This is a genomic window from Cellulomonas sp. KRMCY2, assembly GCF_000526515.1.
Classification (GTDB): domain Bacteria; phylum Actinomycetota; class Actinomycetes; order Actinomycetales; family Cellulomonadaceae; genus Actinotalea.
Window position 1 is genome coordinate 3109532 of sequence record NZ_JAGF01000001.1, and the last position, 19002, is coordinate 3128533.

General features: G+C 71.6%; 18 protein-coding genes. 11 read left to right on the forward strand and 7 right to left on the reverse strand.

Going from position 1 to position 19002, the window contains the following annotated elements; genetic code table 11:
* Positions 1-432: 432 nt before the first annotated feature.
* The 10 genes from K415_RS0114640 to K415_RS0114685 all read left to right on the forward strand — a co-directional run bounded on the left by K415_RS0114640 (position 433) and on the right by K415_RS0114685 (position 12292).
* Entirely contained in the window at positions 433-2175 is a 1743-nt protein-coding gene (locus K415_RS0114640) for an acetolactate synthase large subunit (RefSeq protein WP_155859482.1), read from the forward strand.
* Entirely contained in the window at positions 2175-2903 is a 729-nt protein-coding gene (locus tag K415_RS0114645; RefSeq protein WP_024287793.1) for an aspartate/glutamate racemase family protein, read from the forward strand. Before K415_RS0114640 ends, K415_RS0114645 begins: the two co-directional genes overlap by 1 nt.
* Positions 2900-3424: an acetolactate synthase small subunit gene (gene ilvN / locus K415_RS0114650; protein ID WP_024287794.1), complete on the forward strand. Its 525-nt coding sequence runs from the start codon at positions 2900-2902 to the stop codon at positions 3422-3424. Before K415_RS0114645 ends, ilvN begins: the two co-directional genes overlap by 4 nt.
* A 136-nt stretch (positions 3425-3560) precedes the next feature.
* Positions 3561-4589, forward strand: coding sequence for a ketol-acid reductoisomerase (gene ilvC, locus K415_RS0114655; protein ID WP_024287795.1), 1029 nt, complete (start codon positions 3561-3563; stop codon positions 4587-4589).
* A 13-nt stretch (positions 4590-4602) separates the two neighbouring features.
* Positions 4603-4971 (forward strand): hypothetical protein, encoded by a 369-nt coding sequence (locus K415_RS0114660; RefSeq protein WP_024287796.1) that lies wholly within the window; start codon positions 4603-4605, stop codon positions 4969-4971.
* A 100-nt stretch (positions 4972-5071) separates the two neighbouring features.
* Entirely contained in the window at positions 5072-6115 is a 1044-nt protein-coding gene (locus K415_RS0114665) for a 3-isopropylmalate dehydrogenase (protein ID WP_024287797.1), read from the forward strand.
* A gap of 81 nt (positions 6116-6196) precedes the next feature.
* On the forward strand, positions 6197-7315 hold the full coding sequence (locus K415_RS0114670; RefSeq protein ID WP_024287798.1) for a branched-chain amino acid aminotransferase: 1119 nt from the start codon (positions 6197-6199) through the stop codon (positions 7313-7315).
* A 335-nt stretch (positions 7316-7650) separates the two neighbouring features.
* Positions 7651-9285 (forward strand): citramalate synthase, encoded by a 1635-nt coding sequence (gene cimA, locus K415_RS0114675; protein WP_024287799.1) that lies wholly within the window; start codon positions 7651-7653, stop codon positions 9283-9285.
* Positions 9286-9336: 51 nt separating this feature from the next.
* Entirely contained in the window at positions 9337-11190 is a 1854-nt protein-coding gene (ilvD, locus tag K415_RS0114680) for a dihydroxy-acid dehydratase (RefSeq protein ID WP_024287800.1), read from the forward strand.
* Between the two features lie 52 nt (positions 11191-11242).
* Positions 11243-12292, forward strand: coding sequence for a biotin/lipoate A/B protein ligase family protein (locus tag K415_RS0114685; protein ID WP_024287801.1), 1050 nt, complete (start codon positions 11243-11245; stop codon positions 12290-12292).
* A 25-nt stretch (positions 12293-12317) separates the two neighbouring features.
* On the opposite strand, the gene K415_RS0114690 is transcribed toward K415_RS0114685, so the two are convergent.
* The 5 genes from K415_RS0114690 to K415_RS0114710 form a co-directional block, all read right to left on the reverse strand.
* Entirely contained in the window at positions 12318-12932 is a 615-nt protein-coding gene (locus K415_RS0114690) for a class I SAM-dependent methyltransferase (protein ID WP_024287802.1), read from the reverse strand.
* Positions 12933-12964: 32 nt separating this feature from the next.
* Complete coding sequence (locus K415_RS0114695) at positions 12965-13399, reverse strand: hypothetical protein (protein ID WP_155859483.1); 435 nt, start codon at positions 13397-13399, stop codon at positions 12965-12967.
* Positions 13386-13580, reverse strand: coding sequence for a helix-turn-helix transcriptional regulator (locus K415_RS0114700; protein ID WP_024287804.1), 195 nt, complete (start codon positions 13578-13580; stop codon positions 13386-13388). Before K415_RS0114700 ends, K415_RS0114695 begins: the two co-directional genes overlap by 14 nt.
* A 10-nt stretch (positions 13581-13590) precedes the next feature.
* Complete coding sequence (locus tag K415_RS22930; RefSeq protein ID WP_024287805.1) at positions 13591-14421, reverse strand: CPBP family intramembrane glutamic endopeptidase; 831 nt, start codon at positions 14419-14421, stop codon at positions 13591-13593.
* An 82-nt stretch (positions 14422-14503) separates the two neighbouring features.
* On the reverse strand, positions 14504-15244 hold the full coding sequence (locus tag K415_RS0114710) for a YggS family pyridoxal phosphate-dependent enzyme (protein ID WP_024287806.1): 741 nt from the start codon (positions 15242-15244) through the stop codon (positions 14504-14506).
* Positions 15245-15328: 84 nt separating this feature from the next.
* Here K415_RS0114710 and K415_RS0114715 point away from each other — a divergent pair, with 84 nt between their 5' ends.
* The gene (locus K415_RS0114715; protein ID WP_024287807.1) at positions 15329-15718 is read left to right on the forward strand and encodes a YccF domain-containing protein; all 390 of its coding nucleotides are present in this window, start codon (positions 15329-15331) and stop codon (positions 15716-15718) included.
* 21 nt (positions 15719-15739) lie between these two features.
* On the opposite strand, the gene ybaK is transcribed toward K415_RS0114715, so the two are convergent.
* Together ybaK and K415_RS0114725 are read right to left on the reverse strand one after the other, a co-directional pair.
* On the reverse strand, positions 15740-16237 hold the full coding sequence (gene ybaK, locus K415_RS0114720) for a Cys-tRNA(Pro) deacylase (protein WP_024287808.1): 498 nt from the start codon (positions 16235-16237) through the stop codon (positions 15740-15742).
* Between the two features lie 86 nt (positions 16238-16323).
* Positions 16324-18948: a DEAD/DEAH box helicase gene (locus K415_RS0114725; protein ID WP_024287809.1), complete on the reverse strand. Its 2625-nt coding sequence runs from the start codon at positions 18946-18948 to the stop codon at positions 16324-16326.
* Positions 18949-19002 lie beyond the last annotated feature (54 nt).

Sequence of the window (19002 nt, forward strand, 5' to 3'; positions counted from 1 at the left end):
ACGCAGGAGGTGTCGCGTGACAAGTCGACCTGCGCGGGCGTAGTGTGCCGAGCGTGCAGATGATCGTCGTAGTACCCACCTAGCGCCGGCAGGCCGCCACGCCAGGTCTCGTCCGCGCGCACCCCTCGAGAGCCCCCTGACGGGCCGAGGGGTTTTTTCATGTCAGGACGACGGGGTCGGCGACACCGCACCGCACAGCAGGACCGCACAGCAGGACCGCACAGCAGGACCGCGCAGCACGACCGCACGAACCAGCTCGACACGAGCCAGACCGAAGCCAGGGAGAGCAACGATGGTCCAGGGCCCGAGCCCGGCGCCCCCGCCGGGGGCAGCCGTCCGACGCCGGAGCAGCACGCTCCGCGACCGCACGCGCCGGGCGTCACGCCCGCCGACGCCGCACGCCCCGCGCCGGTGACGGTCCAGGGTGAGCCGATGAATGGTGCGCAGTCGATCGTCCGTTCCCTCGAGGCCGCCGGTGCGGAGGTCGTCTTCGGCATCCCGGGCGGCGCCATCCTGCCGACCTACGACCCGCTGATGGACTCCAAGCTGCTCCGCCACATCCTGGTGCGGCACGAGCAGGGCGCCGGTCACGCAGCGTCCGGCTACGCCTACACCAGCGGCAAGGTCGGCGTGTGCATGGCCACCTCGGGTCCCGGTGCGACGAACCTGGTCACGCCGCTCGCGGACGCCAACATGGACTCCGTCGCCGTCGTCGCGATCACCGGGCAGGTCGGCGCCGCCATGATCGGGACCGACGCCTTCCAGGAGGCCGACATCGTCGGCATCACCCTGCCGGTCACCAAGCACAACTTCCTCGTGACCAACGCGGACGACATCCCGCGGGTGATCGCCGAGGCCTTCCACATCGCCGCCACCGGCCGGCCGGGTCCGGTGCTCGTCGACATCGCGAAGTCCGCGATGCAGGCCCGCACGACCTTCTCGTGGCCGCCGGCGATCGAGCTGCCGGGCTACCACCCGGTCACCAAGCCGCACGCCAAGCAGATCCGTGAGGCCGCCAGGCTGCTGGCCACCGCCCGCCGTCCGGTGCTCTACGTCGGCGGTGGTGCGATCCGTTCGGGCGCCAGCGCCGAGCTCCGCGCACTGGCCGACGCGTCCGGGGCGCCGGTCGTGACGACCCTGATGGCCCGCGGCGCGCTGCCGGACTCCCACCCGCAGAACCTCGGCATGCCCGGCATGCACGGGACGGTGCCGGCCGTGGCCGCCCTGCAGAAGGCGGACCTGATCGTCGCCCTCGGCACCCGCTTCGACGACCGCGTGACCGGCAAGCTGTCGTCCTTCGCGCCGCACGCGACGATCGTGCACGCGGACATCGACCCGGCCGAGATCGGCAAGAACCGCCGGGTGGACGTGCCGATCGTCGGCGACCTCAAGGAGGTCATCGCCGACCTGCTGCCCGAGCTCGCCCGCGAGCACGCGCAGCACGGCAAGCCGGACCTCGAACGCTGGTGGCGGCAGATCGACGACTGGCGCGAGACCTTCCCGCTCGGCTACACCGAGACCGACGACGGGCACCTGGCCCCGCAGTACGTGATCCAGCGGATCGGCGAGATCGCGGGCCCGGAGGCGGTGTACGTCTCGGGCGTCGGCCAGCACCAGATGTGGGCGGCGCAGTTCATCCGCTACGAGCGGCCCAACGCGTGGCTCAACTCGGGTGGCCTGGGCACCATGGGCTACTCGGTGCCCGCAGCGATGGGCGCCAAGGTCGGCGACCCGAGCCGCACGGTCTGGTCCATCGACGGCGACGGCTGCTTCCAGATGACCAACCAGGAGCTCGCGACCTGCGCGATCAACGACATCCCGATCAAGGTCGCGGTGATCAACAACTCGTCGCTCGGCATGGTGCGGCAGTGGCAGACGCTCTTCTACGAGTCGCGCTACTCGAACACCGATCTGCACACCGGCCACGGCACGGTCCGGATCCCGGACTTCGTCAAGCTCGCCGACGCGTACGGCTGCGTCGGGCTGCGGTGCGAGACGAAGGCCGACGTCGACGCGACGATCAAGCGCGCGATGGAGATCAACGACCAGCCCGTCGTGATCGACTTCACCGTCTCGCGCGACGCGATGGTCTGGCCGATGGTCGCCGCGGGGGTCAGCAACGACGAGATCCAGTACGCCCGCGGCATCAGCCCGGCCTGGGACCGGGAGGAGTAGTGCGCCGCATCGGACTGCTCGGCGGGACGTCCTGGGAGTCCACGGTCGGGTACTACCGCCTGCTCAACGAGGGCGTCCGGGATCGGCTCGGCGGCAAGCACTCCGCCGACCTCCTGCTGCGCTCGTTCGAGTTCGCCGAGATCTGCGAGCTGCAGGAGGCGGACGACTGGGCGGCTCTCGGAGCGATCTACGCCACCGAGGCGGCGGTGCTGCGCGACGGCGGCGCTCGGGTGCTGGGCATCTGCGCCAACACGATGCACCTGGTGTACGACGACGTCGTCCAGGGCTCCGGACTGCCGGTGGTCCACGTCGTCGAGGCGGTGGCCGATGCCGCCCAGGCAGCGGGGATCGAGCGGCTGGCGCTGCTCGGGACGCGCTACACGATGGGCAGCGACCTCTACCCGTCCCGGCTCGCGCCCCGCGGCATCGAGGTCCTCGTCCCCGACACCGAGGACGCGGCCGAGGTCAACCGGTTGATCCACGACGAGCTCGTCCTCGGGCAGGTCGGGGAGCTCTCGGCGCGGCGCCTGCGGGGGATCGTCGACCGGCTCGTCGCACGTGGCGCCCAGGGCGTCGTCCTGGGGTGCACGGAGCTCGGCATGGTCATCGACCCGGCCGACCCGACGCTCCCGGTGCCGGCTCTGGACAGCCTGACCCTTCACGTCAACGCCCTCCTCGACGCGGCTCTCGAGCCGCTGACCACGTCACTGGAAGAAGGTGCAGCATGAGCAGGCACACGCTGTCCGTGCTCGTCGAGAACAAGCCAGGTGTGCTCACCCGCGTTGCCGGGCTGTTCGCCCGGCGCGCGTTCAACATCCACTCGCTCGCCGTGGGTCCGACCGAGCACGACGACATCTCGCGGATCACGGTCGTGGTCGATGTCGAGGAGCTGCCGCTCGAGCAGGTGACCAAGCAGCTCAACAAGCTGATCAACGTGATCAAGATCGTCGAGCTCGAGGCGGACTCCTCGGTCCAGCGTGAGCTGATCCTGATCAAGGTCCGCGCCGACGTGTCGATCCGGTCGCACGTGCTCGAGGTGGTCGAGCTGTTCCGCGCGCACATCGTCGACGTCGTGCCCGACGCCGTGACGGTCGAGGCCACCGGTGGCCCCGGCAAGCTCGGCGCGCTGCTCGCTGCCCTGGAGCCCTTCGGGATCCGTGAGATCGTCCAGTCCGGGACGGTGGCGATCGGCCGCGGCTCGCGCTCGATCACCGACCGCGCACTGGAACGGGTGTCCCGCTCGGCGTGAGATCCGCAAGACTTCGCACCACACCCGTCGACCACCCGACGACCACCCGACGACCACCCGACGACCACCCGACGCAACCACCGACGCACATCCGACGTTCGACCGACGTACACCCGACCCACAAGGAGATAGTCCCGTGGCTGAGCTGTTCTACGACGACGATGCCGACCTGTCCATCATCGCCGGCCGCAAGGTCGCGGTCATCGGCTACGGCAGCCAGGGGCACGCCCATGCGCTGAACCTGCGTGACTCCGGGGTCGACGTCCGCGTCGGCCTGCGCGAGGGCTCTCCGTCGCGCGCCAAGGCGCAGGACCAGGGCCTGCGCGTCGTGTCGGTGCCCGAGGCGGTGCAGGAGGCGGACGTCGTGGTCGTCCTGGCGCCCGACCAGGTCCAGCGCCACGTGTACCGCGACGACATCGCGCCCTACCTGAAGCCGGGCGCAGCCCTGGTCTTCGGCCACGGCTTCAACATCCGGTTCGGCTACATCACCCCGCCGGAAGGGGTCGACGTCGTCATGGTCGCGCCCAAGGGGCCCGGTCACCTGGTCCGCCGCGAGTACGAGGCCGGCCGCGGCGTGCCGGTCATCGTCGCCGTCGAGCAGGACGCGACGGGTGGGGCGTGGGAGCTCGCGCTGTCCTACGCCAAGGCCATCGGCGGCCTGCGTGCGGGTGGCATCAAGACCACCTTCACCGAGGAGACCGAGACCGACCTGTTCGGCGAGCAGGCTGTGCTCTGCGGCGGCGCCTCGCAGCTGGTCCAGTACGGCTTCGAGGTCCTGACGGAGGCGGGCTACCAGCCCGAGGTCGCGTACTTCGAGGTGCTGCACGAGCTCAAGCTCATCGTCGACCTGATGGTCGAGGGCGGCATCGCCAAGCAGCGCTGGAGCGTCTCGGACACAGCCGAGTACGGCGACTACGTCTCCGGGCCGCGGGTCATCGATCCGCGGGTCAAGCAGAACATGCAGGACGTGCTCGCCGACATCCAGTCCGGTGCGTTCGCGGCGCGGTTCATCGCCGACCAGGACGCCGGTGCGCCGGAGTTCAAGGCCCTGCGCGCCAAGGGCGAGGCGCACCCGATCGAGGCCACTGGCCGCGAGCTGCGCAAGATGTTCTCCTGGGTCAAGAACACCGAGGGCGACTACGTCGAGGGATCCGCCGCACGCTGAGGAGGCAGGGACCGTGATCCGTGGGGTTGTGCTCGCCGAGAGCCTGCGTGTCGGCAGCGAGCTCAGGCTCGACGGCCTCACGGTCACGGTCCGCCGGCAGGACGTGAGCCCCGGCGCGGTGGCCGGCCAGCCCGCGGTGTGGACGTTCCTCGAGATCGAGGGACCGGACGACCGCGCCGAGGAGCTGGCCGGCTCGCTCGCGCGGTGCCTGCTCGCGGAGGGTGGCTGGTACGCCGACTTCGCCCTCGGGCAGGACCACGTCGTGGTCTTCGCCGGCCGGGTCTTCCGCTACCGCGCAGGGGACGCGGCCCGGCGTGCCGAGGCCCAGGACTACGCCAGGAGCGTCGGGGTCCCCGAGCACCAGCTCGACTGGCCGGGCTAGGCCCGCTCCTGGCGCGGCCCGCACGGTTCGGCGCGGATCAGACTGACCGGAGGATGAGACAATGCGTCCCGCTGGATGGGATGCGGATTAGGTTGGGATCATGACACGCAGCGTCAGACTCGCAGTCGTCGCCGGGGACGGCATCGGTACCGAGGTCGTCGAACAGGGTCTGAGGGTCCTGGACGCGGCACTTGCGGGCTCCGACGTGGCGGTCACCACCACGGACTTCGACCTCGGGGCGCGACGATGGCACGCGACGGGGGAGACCCTGACGGACGCCGACCTCGCAGCCATCCGCGAGCACGACGTCATCCTGCTCGGCGCGATCGGTGACCCCGGCGTGCCGTCGGGCGTGCTCGAGCGCGGACTGCTGCTCCGGCTGCGCTTCGAGCTCGACCACCACGTCAACCTGCGGCCGGCGCGGCTGTACCCCGGAGTCCGCTCGCCGCTCGCCGACCCCGGCGAGATCGATTTCGTGGTCGTGCGCGAGGGCACCGAGGGGCCCTACGTCGGCAACGGCGGTGCGATCCGGGTGGGCACCCCGCACGAGGTCGCGACCGAGGTCAGCATCAACACCGCGTTCGGCGTCGAGCGCGTCGTCCGGGACGCCTTCGCCCGGGCGGCCGCCCGTCCGCGCAAGCACCTGACCCTCGTGCACAAGCACAACGTGCTGGTGCACGCCGGCCACCTGTGGCGGCGGACGGTCGAGGCGGTCAATGCCGACTTCCCCGACGTGACCACCGACTACCTGCATGTCGACGCGGCGACGATCTTCATGACCACCAAGCCGTCACGCTTCGACGTCATGGTCACCGACAACCTCTTCGGCGACATCCTCACCGATCAGGCTGCCGCCATCACCGGCGGCATCGGCCTCGCGGCGTCGGGCAACATCAACCCGGACCGGACGACACCGTCGATGTTCGAGCCCGTGCACGGCTCGGCCCCGGACATCGCCGGCCAGGGCAAGGCCGACCCGACGGCGACAGTGATGAGCGTGAGCATGATGCTGGCGCACCTCGGGCTGGACGACGCCGCCGCACGGGTCGAGGCAGCGGTCGCGGCGGACCTGGCCGAGCGTGGGGACCGAGTACGGTCGACGGCCGAGGTGGGCGCGGATCTCGCGGCGCGGGTCGCCGGCTGAGCGTCCGCACCCCGTCGGCCGTCACCGCAGGTACCGTCAGACCGAGCTCCTCGGTCACCACCTGGTGAAAGGATCCCCGACATGAGCACCACGCACGCCCCCGAGCTGTCCTCCGCAGCGGCCGCGTTCGACATCCGGCGCACCGACGCGCCGCGCGACGACGTCGAGCGCGCCGCGCTGCTCGAGTCACCGGCCTTCGGGACGGTCTTCACCGACCACATGGCACGCATCACCTGGACCGCCGACGGTGGCTGGCAGGACCGCCGCGTCGAGAAGCACGGACCGCTGCTGCTCGACCCCGCTGCCGCCGTCCTGCACTACGGCCAGGAGATCTTCGAGGGCCTCAAGGCGTACCGGCACGCCGACGCGTCGGTGTGGACCTTCCGCGCGCACGCCAACGCCGCGCGCTTCGCCGCCTCCGCCCGGCGGCTCGCGCTGCCGGAGCTGCCGGCCGAGGACTTCCTCGGCTCGATCGAGGCCCTCGTCGCGACGGACGCAGCCTGGGTTCCCGACGGGGACGAGACCAGCCTGTACCTGCGGCCCTTCATGTACGCCTCGGAGTCCTTCCTCGGGGTCCGCCCGGCCCGCGCCGTGGAGTACCTCGTCATCGCCTCGCCGGTGGGCCCCTACTTCGCCAGCGGTGTGCACCCCGTGGCGATCTGGGTCGCCGAGGACTTCCACCGCGCCGGCCCGGGCGGCACGGGCGCCGCCAAGTGCGGCGGCAACTACGCCGCGAGCCTGCTCCCGCAGCAGGAGGCGTACGAGAAGGGCTGTGAGCAGGTCTGCTTCCTCGACGCCGCCACGAACACCCAGCTCGAGGAGCTCGGTGGGATGAACGTCTTCTTGGTCGGCGCGTCGGGCACCGTGACGACGCCGGCGCTGAGCGGCACGATCCTCGAGGGCGTGACGCGCTCCTCGGTGATCGCGCTGCTGCGTGCGGCGGGGCGCGAGGTCGTCGAGCGTTCGATCCCCCTCGCCGAGCTGCGTACCGGGCTGCAGGACGGCTCGGTCGCCGAGGTGTTCGCCTGCGGCACCGCGGCCGTCGTCACGCCGATCGGCCGGCTCGCCGGCGAGGACTTCGACCTGACGGTCGGCGACGGGGCCACCGGGACCGTGACGGCTGCGGTCCGCCGCGAGCTCACCGACATCCAGTACGGCCGCGTCCCCGACCCGCACGGCTGGATGCACCGCCTGGTCTGACCCGGCCGCGGTGGGGGTGGGACGGTGGTTCTCAGGTCGGGGGACGTGTGGCATGATGCGCACGTGGCTCGCTTCACCCTCATTATCGAGTAGCGCGTTCGGAACACCACCGAACGCGCAGACCTCCCGTACCCCGGGGGGTCTTTTTGTTGGTCGGGCACCACCCCCGCCCCGCCGACACCGTCGTCCGCAGCCCGGCACCACCCCGCCGGCGCCCCGCCAACCGGAGCGTGGATGACGCAGGTCCAGCACGATGCGCAGCAGGAGAGCCAGCAGGTCCACCAGCAGTCCCGCCCGGCGGCGCCGCCGGGCGGCTCGACCGAGGAGAGCATCCCGTGGCATCCACGACCTTCGACGTCTACGACACGACCCTGCGCGACGGGGCGCAGCAGGAGGGCATGAACCTGTCCGTCATGGACAAGCTCGCCATCGCCCCGCTGCTCGACGAGCTCGGTGTCGGTTTCATCGAGGGCGGCTGGCCCGGCGCGATCCCGAAGGACACCGAGTTCTTCAAGCGCGCCGCCAAGGAGCTCGACTTCCGCAACGCCGAGCTCGCGGCGTTCGGCTCGACCCGCAAGGCCGGCGCCCGGGCGCACGACGACGCCCAGGTCCGCGCGCTGATGGACTCCGAGGCGCCGGTGGTCACGCTGGTGGCCAAGAGCGACATCCGGCACGTGGAGCGGGCGCTGCGCACCACCGGCGAGGAGAACCTCGCGATGATCTCGGACACGGTGGCCTACCTGCGAGGCGAGGGGCGCCGGGTGATCCTGGACGCCGAGCACTTCTTCGACGGGTTCCGCTTCGACCCGGAGTACGCCCTGCGCGCCGCCGTCGCCGCGTTCGCGGCCGGCGCTGAGGTCGTCACCCTGTGCGACACGAACGGCGGCATGCTGCCGGACTGGGTGCACGAGGTCGTCGCCAGGGTCCGGGCCGAGACCGACGGGCGGATCGGCATGCACGCCCACAACGACACCGGGTGCGCCGTGGCGAACACGCTCGCCGCCGTCGCGGCCGGTGCGATGCACGTCCAGGGCACCGTCAACGGGTACGGGGAGCGCACCGGCAACGCGGACCTCGGCGCGGTCGTCGCGAACCTCCAGATCAAGCTGGGCCGGTCGGTGCTGCTCGGCGACGGACTGCGTGAGCTGACGCGCATCTCGCACGCCATCAGTGAGATCACCAACATCGCGCCGTTCGCGCGGCAGCCGTACGTCGGCGCGAGCGCGTTCGCGCACAAGGGCGGTCTGCACGCCAGCGCCATCAAGGTCGACCCGAACATGTACCAGCACACCGACCCGATGGTCGTCGGCAACGACATGCGCATGCTGGTCTCGGACATGGCGGGCCGCGCGTCCATCGAGCTCAAGGGCCGCGAGTTCGGCATCGACCTCTCCGGTCAGGGCGAGCTGCTGACGAGGGTCACCAACCGGGTCAAGGACGCCGAGGCGCAGGGCTACACCTACGACGCCGCCGACGCGTCCTTCGAGCTGCTGCTGCGCGAGGAGCTCGACGGCTCCAGGCCGTCGTTCTTCTGCACCGAGAGCTGGCGCGTGATCGTCGAGACGGTGCCGGGCAGGCCGTCCGAGGCCGGCGCCGAGGGGACCGTCAAGATGCACGTCGGCGGGGAGCGGATGGTCGCGACGGCGGAGGGCAACGGCCCGGTCAACGCCCTGGACGCCGCGCTGCGCAAGGCCGTCGCCCCCACCTACCCGGAGATCGAGCGGTTCGAGCTGATCGACTTCAAGGTGCGGATCCTGGACACCGAGCACGGCACCGATGCCGTCACGCGGGTGCTCGTCGAGACCATGGACACCGGTGCGGAGACCACTTGGATGACCGTCGGGGTCGGGCCGAACATCGTCGAGGCGTCCTGGGAGGCGCTGGTCGACGCCATCGTCTACGGGTTGCTCCGTGCCGGTGTGGAGAACCGTTCCGAGACGCCCGAGGGTGTCGACACCGACTGCCACTAGCCTCACCTCGACGCGTCCCGATCGGGGTGCGGCCCACGGAAGGAGCACGACATGCCCGCGCTGCGGTCCCGGACGGTCACCCACGGGCGGAACATGGCGGGGGCGAGGGCGCTGCTGCGGGCCGCCGGCGTGGACGCTGCGGACTTCGGCAAGCCGATCATCGCCGTCGCGAACAGCTTCACCGAGTTCGTCCCGGGGCACACCCACCTGCAGCCCGTCGGTCGCATCGTCTCCGAGGCGATCCACGCGGCCGGGGGCATCGCGCGGGAGTTCAACACGATCGCGGTCGACGACGGGATCGCGATGGGCCACAGCGGCATGCTCTACTCGCTGCCCTCCCGGGACCTGATCGCCGACAGCGTCGAGTACATGGTCAACGCGCACTGCGCCGACGCCCTGGTCTGCATCTCCAACTGCGACAAGATCACCCCCGGGATGCTCATGGCCGCGCTGCGCCTGAACATCCCGACGGTCTTCGTCTCCGGGGGGCCGATGGAGGGCGGCACCGCCGTGCTCGTGGACGGGACCGTGCGTCGCCGGCTCCACCTGGTCGACGCGATGTCGGACGCCGTCTCGGACACGGTCTCCGACGAGGACCTGCTCCGGGTCGAGGAGGCGGCCTGCCCGACCTGCGGCTCGTGCTCCGGCATGTTCACCGCGAACTCGATGAACTGCCTGGTCGAGGCGCTGGGGCTGGCCCTGCCCGGCAACGGCTCGGTGCTGGCCACCCACACGGCGCGCAAGGACCTGTACGAGGCGGCCGGGGCGACGGTCGTCGAGCTGACCCGGCGGTACTACGGCACCGACGACCCGAGCGTGCTGCCGCGGGCGATCGCCACCCGCGCGGCGTTCGAGAACGCGATGGCCCTGGACGTCGCGATGGGCGGGTCGACCAACACCGTCCTGCACCTGCTGGCCGCCGCGCACGAGGCTGAGGTCGACTTCACGATGCCGGACATCGACGCCCTCTCGCGCCGCGTCCCGTGCCTGTCCAAGGTCGCCCCGAACGGCACCTACCTGATGGAGGACGTGCACCGCGCCGGCGGGGTGCCGGCGATCCTCGGTGAGCTGGACCGGGCGGGGCTGCTGCGTCAGGACGTGCACGCCGTGCACGCCGACTCGCTGGCCGCCTGGCTCAAGGAGTGGGACATCCGGGGCGGGTCACCGGCCCCGGCGGCCGTCGAGCTGTTCCACGCGGCGCCCGGCTGCGTACGGTCGGCGACGGCGTTCTCCCAGTCGGAGCGGTGGGCGACGCTCGACGACGACGCCGCGGGCGGCTGCATCCGCGACGTCGCGCACGCCTACACGGCCGACGGCGGACTCGCCGTCCTGCGCGGGAACCTCGCCGCGGACGGCTGCGTCGTCAAGACGGCGGGGGTCGACGCCTCGGTGCTGGTCTTCAGCGGACCGGCAGTCGTCGTGGAGTCCCAGGAGGAGGCCTGCGAAGCCATCCTGGCCGACCGCGTGGTCGCCGGGGACGTCGTCGTGGTCCGGTACGAGGGCCCGAGCGGCGGACCGGGGATGCAGGAGATGCTCTACCCGACGGCCTACCTCAAGGGTCGGCGCCTGGGTGCCGTGTGCGCCCTGGTGACCGACGGCCGGTTCTCCGGGGGGACGTCCGGCCTGTCGATCGGCCACGTGTCGCCCGAGGCGGCCGCCGGCGGGGTCATCGCCCTGGTCCAGGACGGCGACCTGATCGAGATCGACATCCCCGGCCGCCGGATCGAGGTCAAGGTCGACGAGGCCGAGCTCGCCCGGCGGCGGGCCGCGGTCGAGGCGTCGGGGGGCTACCGCCCGCGGACCCGGCAGCGGGTCGTCTCGCCGGCGCTCCGGGCCTATGCCGCGATGGCGACGTCGGCCGACCGGGGCGCCGTGCGCGACGTGGACCGGCTCCCGCTGGTCTGACACCGTCCTGCAGGCAGCTGCTCCGCTTCGCGGCGAGACATAGGATGACTGGATGCGCGGTGAGTACAAGGTGCCCGGTGGCAAGCTCGTGGCGGTCGACCTCGAGGTCACCGACGGGCGGGTGAGCAGGGCTGCGGTCAGCGGGGACTTCTTCCTCGAACCCGACGAGGCGCTCGAGAGCATCGACGGTGCGCTGCTCGGGATGCCGGAGACGGCCACCGTCGCCCAGCTGACCCATGTGGTCGACAGCGTCCTGGGCGAGGGCGTGACGATGGTCGGGTTCTCGGCCGAGTCGGTGGCCATCGCAGTGCGACGTGCCCTCGGTCACGCGACCCGCTGGGAGGACCACACCTTCGAGATCGTGCACGAGGGCCCGCAGTCGCCGGCGATGCACATGGCCCTGGACCAGGCGCTCGCCGAGGCTGTCGGCGCCGGGACCCGCGGCCCGACGCTGCGGATCTGGGAGTGGGGTGCGCCGGCGGTCGTGATCGGCTCGTTCCAGTCCCTGCGCAACGAGGTCGACCCCGAGGGGGCCGAGCGGCACGGCATCACCGTCGTCCGCCGGATCTCCGGCGGCGGCGCGATGTTCATCGAGCCGGGCAACACGATCACCTACTCGCTGACCGTTCCCGGATCGCTGGTCGAGGGTCTGAGCTTCGAGCGGTCCTACGCGTTCCTGGACGACTGGGTGCTCGGCGCGCTGCGCGAGCTGGGCATCGACGCGACCTACGTCCCGCTGAACGACATCGCCTCGCCGACCGGGAAGATCGCCGGCGCCGCCCAGAAGCGTCTGTCGAACGGCACGGTCCTGCACCACGTGACCATGGCCTACGACATCGACGCCGACACGATGCTCGAGGTGCTGCGCATCGGCCGCGAGAAGATGTCGGACAAGGGCACGAAGAGCGCCAACAAGCGCGTCGACCCGCTCCGTTCGCAGACCGGCCTGCCCCGCGCCGACGTCATCGAGGCGTTCAAGAACCACTTCCGCTCCCGGTACGCGACTGTCGACGGCGGCGTCACGCCGGCCGAGCAGGCCAGGGCCGACGAGCTCGTCTCGACCAAGTTCGGCACGCCGGAGTGGACCGCCCGGGTGCCCTGAGCCGATCCGGCATCCGACCGGGCTCCTAGGAGTCCGGCCGGGTCGCGGCCCGCGCCACGACGTGGAAGACGTGCCAGTGCTTGGGGCCCGAGAACGAGCCGCCCTCGGCGTCCTCCTCCCGCCAGTGCACGATCTCGAGCCCGGCCAGCAGCGCACGGACCTCAGGCTCGGCGTGGAAGGTCATCCCGGCGGTGCCGGCCATGCCGTCGCGCGGGCCGAACAGCTGGCACGCGATGACGCCACCCGGGACCAGCGCCCGCCGGGCGAGCTGCCAGACCCGGTCGAAGGCCTCCGGCGGGCAGTAGGGGAGCGCGTAGGACGAGTGCACCAGCGCCGCCGCCGGCAGCTCCTCGAGGTCCTGGTAGGCGCTGTGGTGCGGGTGCAGGCGGGTGGTCCCGACGTCGGACCGCTGGGCCAGCCGTCGGAGGCCCGCCGCGTCGCCGTCGACCGCGTGCACCGTCCACCCGTCGGCGAGCAGGGCCGCGACCTCGACACCCTCGCCGCAACCGAGGTCGATCGCCACGCGCTGGTCCGGGAGCAGGTCGGGCTCGACGGCGTCGAGCGCCCGCCCGAGCAGGGGCCGCACCTGTCGGCCCCACTGGCTGGCGTTGTACTCGTCCCAGGTGAAGGTCTCCGGCACGGGCGCAACACTAGACCGCCACCGGGGGTGGGTCAGATCCGGCGGTCGACGGCGACGAAGGACAGGACGGCGGTGGCCAGCAGGAGGAACGGAAGCGCCCGGACGATCACGTCCCCCGAGGCGCCGAGGTAGGTCGCGGCGCTGCCGAACGCGCTGAGCATGATCGCGACGAGTCCCACCCAGGCGAGGCTGGCGGTGTGGACCCTATGGTCCCGTTCGTCGCCCTGATGGGCGAGCAGCCGCTGTGCGGTCCCGGCGCGATCCGGTCGGCGTGCGATCCGCAGCGCGGCGACGACCGCGGCGACGATGACGGTCAGGCCACCTGTGGCGATGCCCGCGGCCGTGTCCGTCTCGCCGGTGCCCGCGACGGCGGCCGCCAGGCCGAGCACCACGACGGTGGCGACCAGGAGAGAGAGCCACACGCTCCTGCGGGTACGGGTGCGGGTCGGGCGGTCAGTCGTCGACATGGAAGATCTCCTCGATGGTGAGCCCGAAGTACCGAGCGATGGTGAAGGCGAGCGGGAGGGACGGGTCGTAGCGGCCGTTCTCCAAGGAGTTGACCGTCTGGCGCGAGACGCCGAGATCGGTGCCGAGCGTCGCCTGGGACAGCGCGCGCTCCTCACGGAGGTGCCGGATCTCGTTCTTCATCGGCGGGCTCTCATGTGCTCACCGGATCGTGGCCAGGGACGACCGACCGTGAGCCCGGTGACGCGGGAACGGCCTCCGGGTCGTCGGTCGGCGGGGCGACGACCGACGGGATGAGCAGCGCACGCAGATCGATCAGGCAGTGGACCAGGATCGGCAGCAGGAGGCTCCCGGTGACCAGGTACAGGCCGGTCAGCAGCGCGCCGGCCAGCCCGGTCGACAGCATCCCGGCGCGCCCCTGGTACCAGTGCGCCAGGCCGAAGAGCACCGCGAGGCCGAGAACGAGCAGTCCGGGTGGGAGGTCCGGCGCGAGAGCGGTGACGACCAGGACGAGCAGCCCGCGGTACAGGATCTCCTCGGTGATGCCCGCGGTCACGCTCACGCCGGCCCATCCCCAGCGGCCACGACGCGTCGTCGGGAGCATGGGCCGGACCGCCTCGAGGTTGGGTGGATCCTGCGACCGTCCGCGGCGCACGGCGACGGCGAGCAGCACGACGCCGAGGACCAGGCCGATCGCGAAGCCGGACAGCATCGAGGGGCTCAGGGTGATGCCCAGCCCGGTCAGTGGCCGGTTCAGGTCCTGCCGGCGCAGGCCGAGCTCGGCGAGCCCGACCTCCGGCAGGACCACGACTGCACCGGTCACGAGGACCGCCCAGGCCCAGCCCTGCGCGATCCATCGGGCGTAGTGGCGCAGACGTGCCGGCTCGCCCCGGTCGGCGACCTCGGCCAGGAAGTGGCGGTACTGAGCCCTGCCGACCACCGGCTCGCTCAGGACGAGGGCGACGGCGAGCACGACGAGGACGACGATCGTGACCGGCGGGAGGTCGGACGGCAGGCGCGGCATGTGTCAAGGATGCTTGTCATGCCGCTCGGATGTCAAGTGTCCTTGTCACGCGGGTCGCATCGGCGGGCCCAGGCCGGCGGGCTCAGGCCGGCGGCCTGCTGCCGAAGACGGCCGAGCCGACCCGGACGATCGTCGCGCCCTCCGCGATCGCGTCCTCGAGGTCGCCGCTCATGCCCATCGACAGCTCGCGTGCCGTCGCCGCGCCCGGGGCGTCCGAGGCCACCAGCTCGTCCCGCACCTCGCGCAGGCGGGAGAAGCCCGCCAGGACGAGCCCGGTGTCGCGCGTGTTGGCCCCGATGGTCATGAAGCCGACGAGCTGCAGCCCGGGCAGGGCGGCCACCTGGGTCGCGAGGTCGACGGCGGCCTCGGGCGGCACGCCCGACTTCGTCGGCTCACCCGAGACGTTGACCTGGACCATCACGTCCAGGACGCGGTCGGTCGTGGCGCAGCGCAGGGACAGGCGCCCGGCCAGGTCGAGCGTCGCGACGGTCTGCACGCAGTCCACGGCCCGGAGCGCGTGGTTGATCTTGTTCGACTGCAGCGGCCCGATCAGGTGGATCTGCGGGTGCAGGTCCGCGAGCCCGGTCGCCGTGGTGACGGCCTCCTGGACGCGGTTCTCACCGAGCAGGACGGGGACGAGCCCGGACGCCACGCAGGCCACCGTGTCCGCGAGCAGGGCGGCGCGGATGACGGCCGCCGACTGCGTCTTCGTGGCGAGCATGAGGCGGACCTCGCCCGGTGGACGTCCGGCGGTCTGCTCGGCACGCGCGACCCTGGCGCGCACGGTCGACAGTCGCGCCGCGATCGCGGCGTCCTCGCTCATGGCTCGCACCCTAGCGCCGGACCCGGGGCGGATCAGGGGTGTCCCGGATACCGGCGCGGGCCGCCGTCCGGCACAGTGGCATGCGTGAACACTCTGCTCAACGTCATCTGGCTGGTCTTCGCGGGACTCTGGCTCGCGGTCGGCTACGTCGTCGCCGGCATCCTGTGCTGCGTGCTGATCGTGACGATCCCGTTCGGCATCGCGTCCTTCCGGATCGCCGGCTACGTCCTGTGGCCGTTCGGGCGGACGGTCGTCGACAAGCCCGGGGCCGGCGCGTGGTCGACGATCGGCAACGTCATCTGGGTGGTCGTCGCCGGCATCTGGCTCGCGATCGGGCACGTCGTCACCGCGATCCCGCTCTTCATCTCGATCATCGGCATCCCGATGGGCATCGCGAACCTCAAGCTCGTCCCGGTGTCGCTGCTGCCGCTCGGCAAGGAGATCGTGCCGACCAACCGGGCCTTCGGCAGGTGAGCCGGCGGGCGGGCCGCGAGCTCAGCCGCGTGCGACGTCCGCGACGACGGCCCTGGTCAGTGCGATGAGGTCGGCCGGCGCGAGGCCGACGTCCAGCCCGCGTCGACCGCCCGAGACGTAGACGGTGTCGAACAGATCGACGGTCTCGTCGACCACGGTCGGGTGGGCGGCCTTCTGACCCAGCGGTGAGATGCCGCCCACCACGTACCCGGTAGCACGCTCCGCTGCGGCCCGCTCGGCCATGGCCGCCTTCTTGCCGCCGACGGCCGCGGCGAGCGCCTTGAGGTCGAGCTTGCCCGTGACCGGCACGACGGCGACAGTCAGGGTGCCGTCGACGACGGTCATCAGGGTCTTGAAGACCTGCTCGGCGGGGATGCCCAGCACCTGGGCCGCTTCCAGCCCGTAGCCCACGTCGTTGCCCGCGTCGTGGTCGTACGCGTGCACCGTGTGCGCGACGCCGGCCACCTCGAGCGCGACGACCGCCGGCGTGCCGCCCCGTCCGCCCCTCTTCGCTGCCACGCCAGCACTGTACGAGGTGCGGCCACCACGGAGCGGACGGGGTCAGTGGACGGTGCGGCAGTGTCGGGACGACCAGGTGGAACGGGTCACAGACGTCCCGCAGCCGTGATGGTCAGGACCACCTCGCCGCGGGCGTCGCTCGCGGCCAGGTCGACCAAGGCATCTATCCGCCAGTCGTGGTCGCCGGCGGGATCGTCGAACACCTGCCGGACGTCCCAGAGCTCGCCGCCCGTGGGGACCGGTCGCACGGTCACCATGTGCAGGGCAGGACCGCGTGCGGCCGGACCGGTGCCCAGATCCTCGTGGTCGTCGAAGTACGGGTCGAGCGCGTCGCGCCACCGGGCGGTGTCCCAGGCCTCGCCGTCGGCGTCCAGGTCGCCCAGCGCACCCAGCTCGGCCCAGCGTTCCCGCGAGACGAGCTCGACCCGGCGGAACAGGGCGTTGCGGACCAGCACCCGGAACGCCCGTGCGTTCGCCGTGATCGACGGCGGACCCTCGTCGTGCGCGTGGCCGCCCGCCGCGGCGGCGTCGACGGCGTCGGGGTTGCTCAGCCGCTCCCACTCGTCCAGCAGGCTCGAGTCGGTGCTCCGGACGAGCTCGCCGAGCCACTCGACGACGTCCTCGAGCTCGTCGTTGCGTCGCTCGGCCGGGACGGTCTGGCGCAGGGCTCGGTAGGCGTCGGCCAGGTACCGCAGCAGGACGCCCTCGGTGCGCTCCAGCGCGTAGTAGGAGATGTACTCGGTGAAGGTCATCGCGCGCTCGTGCAGGTCACGGACGACCGACTTGGGGGAGAGCTCGTGATCGGCGACCCACGGGTTGGTGCGACGGTAGATCGCGAACGTCGCGGCGAGCAGCTCGGCGAGCGGCTTCGGGTAGCTGATGTCGTCCAGCGCCGCCATCCGCTCGTCGTAGTCGTAGCCCTCGGCCTTCATCGCACCGATGGCTTCACCGCGCGCCTTCTTCTCCTGGGCGTAGAGCACCTGCCGCGGGTCGTCGAGGGTCGACTCGATCACCGACAGGACGTCCACGGCGTACGACGGCGACTCGGGGTCGAGCACGTCGAGCGCCGCGTAGGCGAACGGCGACAGCGCCTGGTTGAGCGCGAAGTCGGCCGGCAGGTCGACGGTCAGGCGCACCGTCCTGCCGCGACCGTCGGGCCGCGGGACGCGCTCGATCACGCCGGAGGCGCGCAGCGAGCGGTAGACGGCCACGGCCTTGCGGACATGACGGCCGCGGGACGCCTCAGGCTCGTGGTTGTCGGTGAGCAGGTGGGTCATCGCCTCGATCGGGTCGCCCGGCCGGGCCAGCACGTTGAGCACCATGGCGTGGCTGACGGCAAAGCTCGAGGTCAGCGGCTCGGGTGGGGCGTCGCGGAGCCGCTCGAAGGTCTTGTCCGTCCAGTTGACCGCACCCTCCGGTGCCTTCTTCCGGACGATCTTCCGGATCTTCTTCGGGTCGTCGCCCGCCTTGGCGAGCAGCTTGCGGTTCTCGATCACGTGGTCGGGGGCCATCACGATGACCTCGCCGACCGTGTCGAAGCCGGCTCGGCCGGCCCGCCCGGCGATCTGGTGGAACTCGCGCGCGGACAGGTGGCGCATCCGCACGCCGTCGTACTTGACCAGCGACGTCAGCACCACGGTCCGGATCGGCACGTTGATGCCCACCCCGAGCGTGTCGGTGCCGCACACCACCGTCAGCAGACCGCGCTGGGTGAGCCGTTCGACGACCCGCCGGTAGCGCGGCAGCATCCCCGCGTGGTGCACGCCGACGCCGTGCCGCAGCAGCCGGGAGAGCGTCCTGCCGAAGCCCGTGCCGAACCGGAACCCGCCGATCTCCGTGGCGATGGCGTCACGCTGCTCGCGCGAGGCCACGGTGCTGGACATCAGCGCCTGTGCCTGGTCGACCGCGTCCTTCTGGGTGAAGTGCACCAGGTACACCGGGGCCCGCCGGGTGTGGACCAGGTCCTCGACCACCTCATGCAGCGGCTCGACCACGTAGTTGAAGATCAACGGGACGGGACGCTCGGTGTGGGTCACCGTCGCCACCGGACGGGTGCTGCGACGCTCGAGGTCCTCGGCGAAGAAGTCGACCTCGCCGAGCGTCGCGGACATCAGCAGGAACTGGGTGCGGGGCAGCTCGATCAGGGGCACCTGCCAGGCCCAGCCGCGCTGCGGGTCCGCGTAGAAGTGGAACTCGTCCATCACGACCTGGCCGACGGCGTCCTCGCCCGGCACGGCCGGATCGTCGGGGTGGCCCGGCTGCTCGGCCGTCCCGCCACCCGTGCGCAGCGCGATGTTGGCCAGGATCTCCGCGGTGCAGCAGATGATCGGCGCACCGGCGTTGACGCTGCTGTCGCCGGTCATCATCCCGACGTTCTGCGACCCGAAGGCCTTGACGAGGTCGAAGAACTTCTCGCTGACCAGGGCCTTGAGCGGCGCCGTGTAGTACGTCCGTCGGCCCTCGGCCAGGGCGACGAAGTGCGCCGCGACCGCCACCAGCGACTTCCCCGAACCGGTCGGGGTGGACAGGATCACGTGCGAGCCCGTGACGAGCTCGAGCAGAGCCTCCTGCTGGGCGGGGTACAGCTCGAAGCCCTGGTCGTGCGCCCAGCCGAGGAACGCCTCGTGCAGGGCGTCGGGGTCGGTGCGCAGATCGCCGGCGGGCATGCGGTCGGCGAGGTTGCGGCGGCGGTCCAGCGGCTGGGGGCTCATTGTGCCCCATCCTCCCAGGCTCACGGCCCTTGGCGGAGCCCGTGCCGGGACAAG

What these genes read in the sequence shown, in the direction of transcription:
- K415_RS0114685 (WP_024287801.1), top strand. Translation starts at nt 11,243, where the DNA reads ATGCGCGGTGAGTACAAGGTGCCCGGTGGCAAGCTCGTGGCGGTCGAC.
- K415_RS0114665 (WP_024287797.1), top strand. Translation starts at nt 5,072, where the DNA reads ATGACACGCAGCGTCAGACTCGCAGTCGTCGCCGGGGACGGCATCGGT.
- ilvD (WP_024287800.1), top strand. Translation starts at nt 9,337, where the DNA reads ATGCCCGCGCTGCGGTCCCGGACGGTCACCCACGGGCGGAACATGGCG.
- K415_RS0114640 (WP_155859482.1), top strand. Translation starts at nt 433, where the DNA reads ATGAATGGTGCGCAGTCGATCGTCCGTTCCCTCGAGGCCGCCGGTGCG.
- ilvN (WP_024287794.1), top strand. Translation starts at nt 2,900, where the DNA reads ATGAGCAGGCACACGCTGTCCGTGCTCGTCGAGAACAAGCCAGGTGTG.
- K415_RS0114695 (WP_155859483.1), bottom strand. Translation starts at nt 13,399, where the DNA reads ATGTCGACGACTGACCGCCCGACCCGCACCCGTACCCGCAGGAGCGTG.
- K415_RS0114710 (WP_024287806.1), bottom strand. Translation starts at nt 15,244, where the DNA reads ATGAGCGAGGACGCCGCGATCGCGGCGCGACTGTCGACCGTGCGCGCC.
- K415_RS0114725 (WP_024287809.1), bottom strand. Translation starts at nt 18,948, where the DNA reads ATGAGCCCCCAGCCGCTGGACCGCCGCCGCAACCTCGCCGACCGCATG.
- K415_RS0114670 (WP_024287798.1), top strand. Translation starts at nt 6,197, where the DNA reads ATGAGCACCACGCACGCCCCCGAGCTGTCCTCCGCAGCGGCCGCGTTC.
- K415_RS22930 (WP_024287805.1), bottom strand. Translation starts at nt 14,421, where the DNA reads ATGCCGCGCCTGCCGTCCGACCTCCCGCCGGTCACGATCGTCGTCCTC.
- K415_RS0114700 (WP_024287804.1), bottom strand. Translation starts at nt 13,580, where the DNA reads ATGAAGAACGAGATCCGGCACCTCCGTGAGGAGCGCGCGCTGTCCCAG.